The 5,421-nt window shown below is 73.1% G+C and carries 4 protein-coding genes; all 4 read left to right on the top strand.

Going from position 1 to position 5,421, the window contains the following annotated elements; genetic code table 11:
• Window positions 1-111: 111 nt before the first annotated feature.
• The 4 genes from B7P34_RS34860 to cysC all read left to right on the top strand — a co-directional run bounded on the left by B7P34_RS34860 (window position 112) and on the right by cysC (window position 5,266).
• Window positions 112-1,152 carry a methyltransferase gene (locus tag B7P34_RS34860; protein WP_106682145.1) on the top strand — a complete coding sequence of 347 codons (1,041 nt, stop codon included), beginning with the start codon at window positions 112-114 and terminating at the stop codon, window positions 1,150-1,152.
• A 104-nt stretch (window positions 1,153-1,256) separates the two neighbouring features.
• Window positions 1,257-2,897, top strand: coding sequence for a carbamoyltransferase family protein (locus tag B7P34_RS34855; RefSeq protein ID WP_106682144.1), 1,641 nt, complete (start codon window positions 1,257-1,259; stop codon window positions 2,895-2,897).
• Between the two features lie 99 nt (window positions 2,898-2,996).
• Window positions 2,997-4,682, top strand: coding sequence for an FAD-dependent oxidoreductase (locus B7P34_RS34850; protein ID WP_189383278.1), 1,686 nt, complete (start codon window positions 2,997-2,999; stop codon window positions 4,680-4,682).
• Window positions 4,679-5,266 carry an adenylyl-sulfate kinase gene (cysC, locus tag B7P34_RS34845; protein ID WP_106682142.1) on the top strand — a complete coding sequence of 196 codons (588 nt, stop codon included), beginning with the start codon at window positions 4,679-4,681 and terminating at the stop codon, window positions 5,264-5,266. The genes B7P34_RS34850 and cysC overlap by 4 nt, the downstream gene beginning before the upstream one ends.
• Window positions 5,267-5,421 lie beyond the last annotated feature (155 nt).

Here is a 5,421-nt window from a genome sequence, read left to right as displayed (position 1 = left end):
GCCGGTCACCCGCGCCCCGGCCGGGCCCGTGCCCGCCCGGCCCCCGCTCGCCGCCCCGGCCCCGCCGGGACCCCGCCGCCTGCCCCGAACGCCCTGTGGAGGAACCCCCGTATGACTGCGGAGCGGACGCACGACGACCAGGCCCGCGCCACCGCCGAGGAGACCGTCAACGACATCCTGCAAGGGGGCTGGAAGGCCCGCGCCGTCCACGTCGCCGTCGAGCTCGGCCTGCCCGCGCTCCTTAAGGACGGCCCCCGCACCGCCGCCGACCTGGCCGCCGCGGCCGGCGCGCACGAGCCCACCCTGCGCAGACTGCTGCGCCTCCTCGCCGCCTCGGGCATCTTCGAGGACCTCGGACACGACGACCTGTACGGGCACAACGCCCTCTCCGAGGTGCTGCTGCCCGACCCCACCAGCCCCGTGGCCACCGACGCCCGCTTCCAGGCCGCCCCCTGGCACTGGCGGGCCTGGGAACGACTCGCCCACAGCGTCCGCACCGGCGAAGCCTCCTTCGACGTCGCCAACGGCGTCTCGTTCTGGCAGCTCACCCAGCAGGACCCGCAGGCCCGGGAGCTGTTCAACCACGCCATGGGATCGGTGTCCCTCGCCGAGAGCCACCAGGTCGCCGAGGCCTACGACTTCTCCGGCGCGGCCACCGTCGTCGACATCGGCGGCGGCCGCGGCAGCCTCATGGCCGCCATCCTCGACAGCGCCCCCGCCGCACACGGCGTCCTCCTCGAACGCCCCGCGGTCGCCGGCGAGGCCCGCGCCCTCCTGGAGGGCCGGGGCCTCGGCGAGCGCTGCGAGATCCTCCCCGGCGACTTCTTCGAGACCATCCCCGCCGGAGCCGACCTCTACCTCATCAAACACGTCCTGCACGACTGGGACGACGAGGACGTCCTGCGCATCCTCCGCCGGATCGCCGCCGCCATGGCGCCCGCGTCCCGCCTCCTGGTGATCGACAACCTGATCGACGAACGGCCCGCGGCCTCCACCCTCTTCGTCGACCTGCTCCTCCTCGTCCTCGTGGGCGGTGCCGAGCGCTCGGAGAACGAGTTCGCCACGCTGCTGGAGAAGGCCGGCCTGACCGTGCAGCGCTCACTGCCCTGCGGCACCGGCCCGCTGCGCATCGTGGAGATCCGCCGCGCCTGACCGCACAGCGCGCTCGCCCGCATCCGACCACGGCAGTTCATCCGACCACGGCAATCCGGTCACAGCAGTTCATCCGGCCACGGCAGTGAAGGAGTATCGACGCTATGACGGTGCTGGGTCTGGGGGGCTCCGGACACGACTGGTCCTCCTGCGCCTCCGACGGCCGGGAACTGGTGGCGGTCGACGAGGAGCGCCTGATCGGCAGCAAGTACGGGCTCGGCGCGGACCTCCTGGCGGGCCTCAGCCGCCGCGCCTGCCTCGACGCCCTGGCCACCACGGCCGAGGACGTGGACCACGTGGTCTGCTGCGAACTCGTGCCCCGCCCCTTCTACCACTCGTTCCGCAAGCGCGTGACCGTCGTCAACCACCATCTCGCCCACGCCTACAGCGCGTTCGGCGCCTCCGGCATGGCCCGGGCCGCCGTGCTGGTCTGCGACAACTCCGGCAGCCTCGTCACCGGCCGGAAGGACGGGCCGGGCCCGCGCGAGGCGGAGACGATCAGCGGCTACACCGCCGACGAGTCCGGAATCCACCTGGTGAACCGCGTCAGCGGCGCCCACCTCGTCGACGCGGCGACCGAGAGCGCCTACTACCAGCCGGGAGAGACCGACAACTCCCTGGGCCACTTCTACCGTGCCGCCAGCCTCGCCCTCGGCCTGTCCTACACCGGACCGAAGACCCGCTACCCGGTCAGCGAGGACGGCAAGACCATGGGCCTCGCCCCCTACGGCGACGACCGCTTCAACGACCAGGTCGCGGAGCTCGTCACCCTGCTCCCCGGCGGCGGCGTCAGCATCTCCGCGAGCAAGGTCAACCACGCCTTCGAACGCCTCGTGGCATCAGGGGACTTCGACGACCGCGCCGCCCTGGCCCACGCCGCCCAGGAAGTCCTCGAACGCGCCCTCGTGCACTGCGCGAACGACCTGCACCGCCGCACCGGCCTCACGGACCTGTGCATCGCCGGCGGCGTCGGCCTCAACAGCGTCGCCAACGGCCGCATCCTCCGCGAAACCCCCTTCGAACGCGTCTTCGTCGTACCGGCCGCCGGCGACAACGGCATCAGCCTCGGCTGCGCCTACTACGGCCTCCACCAACTGGAGGGCAGGCCCCTGACCGGCCTCCCGGCGCTCACGACGGCCTACCTCGGGCCCGCCTACCCCACCACCAGGGCCGACGCCGCCCTCGCCGCCTCCGGCTTCACCGTGGAGACCCCCGACGACCTGCCCGGCCGGGTCGCCGCCCTGCTCGCCGAAGGAAAGATCATCGGCTGGTTCGACGGCCGCTCCGAGTTCGGCCCCCGGGCCCTTGGACACCGCAGCATCCTCGCCGCCCCCTACCCCGCCTCGGTCCGCGACCACCTCAACGACCACGTCAAACACCGCGAGTGGTTCCGCCCCTACGCCCCCGTCGTCCGCCGGGAGCGGGCTCGCGACTACTTCGACCTCGACCAGCCCTCGCCCTTCATGCTGATCGTCGCCCGCGTCACCCGCCCGGACGCCGTACCGGCCGCGGCACACGTCGACGGCACCGCCCGGCTGCAGACCCTCGACGCCGGGCAGAACCCGAAGGTGCACGCCCTGCTCGGGCGCTTCGAAGAACTCACCGGGTGCGGCGTGCTGCTCAACACCTCCTTCAACGTCGCCGGCCGCCCCATCGTCGAGACGCCCGAGGACGCCGTCGAGGCCTTCGCGAGCATGCGACTCGACCACCTGGTGGTCGGCGACCGGCTGGCGACCAAGGCCTGAAGGATCTGTCCGAGGGGCCGTCTGATCGACCTGAAGGACCTGAGGGACACGAAGGACCGCACCCCGGCGGTAGGGAGCGGCAGGGAGGAGACCCCAGCGGTGGACGTCCCCGTGCTCGTCGTCGGAGGAGGGCCGACGGGCCTGGCGACGGCACTCTTCCTCGCCCGCCACGGCGTGCGCTGCCTGCTCGTCGAACGGCACACGACCACCTCCCCCGTACCGCGCGCCACCCACGTCAGCCGGCGCTCCATGGAACTGTTCCGCGAAGCCGGCCTGGAGGAGGAGATCCGCCGGGCCGGCTTCGAGGTGGTCCGCGAGGACGACCCCCGGGCCCGGGACCGGCCCGGCAGCTTCCTGCCCCGCGTCGTCCTCGGAGCCACCTCGCTCGCCGGCCTGCACCACGCCGAAGTGCTGGAGACGGGCGAGGAGGAACTCGCCGTTCCCGGCCCCTGCGCCCCCTTCTGGTGCGGCCAGGATCGCATGGAACCCCTGCTCGCCGAGGCTGCCGCACGCAACGGCGCCGACGTGCGCTTCGGCCACGAACTCACCGGCCTGCGCACCGGCCCCGACGGCGCCCGCGCCCGGATCCGTGCCGGCGCCACCGGACGCACCTACACCGTCGACGCCCGGTACGTCGTCGCCGCCGACGGCGCCCACGGCCGCATCGCCGAACGCGTCGGCATCACCCGCGAAGGACACGGCACCCTCGCCCACCGCGTCAGCGTGCTCTTCCGCGCCGCCCCCGGCGCATGGGACCCGACCCGCAGGTTCTTCATGTGCATGATCCGCAACCCGGGGTTCGACGGCGCGGTGATGGAACTCAACACCCCCGGCCACTGGTGCGCCGCGGTCGACCACGACCCGGCACTCGCCGAGCCGGACGGCACCTACACGGAACGCACCTGCCGCGCCCTGGTCCTGGCCGCCATCGGCGACGAACACGCCGACGCCGAGATACGCACCGTCTTCCACTGGAGGGCCCGGCACCGCATCGCGGCACGCTACAGCGCCGGACCGGTCTTCCTCGTCGGCGACGCGGCGCACCTCCACCCACCATCCGGCGGCTACGGATCCAACGTCGGCTTCCAGGACGCACACAACCTCGCCTGGAAACTCGCCGCGGTCACCGGCTCCTGGGCCGGCCCCGGACTCCTCGCCACCTACGACCAGGAGCGCCGGCCCGTCGGAAGCGCCACGGCACAGCAGTCCATGCTCCTCGACGGCGTACCCCCGCAGGCCCTGGGCGGCGCCCGCCTCTGCGACCCACGAACACTGATCATGGGATACCGCTACCGCTCCACGGCCGTCCTCGGCGCCCCGCCCGGCCCGGCCTTCCCCGCGGCCTTCGCCCTGACGGCGGAGCCCGGCACCCGGCTGCCGCACCTGTGGCTGCGCACCGACGCGGGCACCGAGGTCTCCACACTGGACCTCTGCCACGGCCGCCTCACCCTCCTCTCGGCCCACCCCGCCTGGGCACGGGCGGCCGACCGCCTCGCCGACGCGACGGGACTCCCCGTACGCGGCCTGCACGTGGCCGCCGGCGGAGGCGACCTCCACGACCCGTCCGCAACCTTCACCGCGGTCTGCGGAACCGGGCCCGGGGGAGCCGTACTCGTCCGGCCGGACGGCATGGTGGCCTGGCGCACGACGGACGAGGAGCCGCCCGGCCCGGAGCGGGCCCACGCCCTCCTCGCCTCCGTCGTGGGACGCGTCCTGTGCCGGCCGGTGCCGGAGCGGGCACACATCGCTCACACCACGACTCGGCGAACCGGGAGCGACGGATGACCACCTCTCATTCCTTCCCCTCTCCTTCCTTCCACCCCTTCTGCACCTGCTGGCCGGGGGCCACCGTGTGGCTCACGGGCCTGCCGAGCGCGGGCAAGACGACCATCGCCCGGGCGCTGGCCACGCGGCTGCGCGGCGACGGCCGACGGGTGGAGATGCTCGACGGCGACGAGAACCGTGCGGTCCTCAGCGCGGACCTGGGCTTCTCGCGCGAGGACCGGTACACCAACGTCCAGCGCGTCGGCCTGCTCGCCGAGGTGCTGGCCCGCAACGGCATCGTCGCCCTGGTGCCGGTCATCGCCCCCTACGCCGACAGCAGGGAGGCCGTGCGCAAACGACACGAGAGCTCCCGCACCCCCTATCTGGAGGTGCACGTGGCCACGCCGCTGGAGGTGTGTGCGGCCCGGGACGTGAAGGGCCTGTATGCGCGGCAGGCGGCGGGTGAGCTGTCCGGGCTGACGGGTGTGGACGATCCGTACGAGGTGCCGGCCGATCCGGACCTGCGGATCGCCGCACACGAACAGGGCATCGAGGCGTGCGCGGATGCCGTGCTCCGGCTCCTGCAGGCGAAGGAACTCGCATGAGTGGAGGCGCCCCCGACAGTCCGTACGCGTTGTCGCATCTGGATGTGCTGGAGTCGGAGGGGGTGCATGTCTTCCGGGAGGTGGCGGGGGAGTTCGAGCGGCCGGTGCTGCTGTTCTCCGGGGGCAAGGACTCCATCGTCATGCTGCATCTGGCG

It is taken from the genome of Streptosporangium nondiastaticum (genome assembly GCF_003011965.1).
In the GTDB taxonomy this organism is placed as follows: Bacteria; Actinomycetota; Actinomycetes; order Streptomycetales; family Streptomycetaceae; genus Streptomyces; species Streptomyces nondiastaticus.
This window is presented reverse-complemented; position numbering and strand designations above follow the sequence as displayed.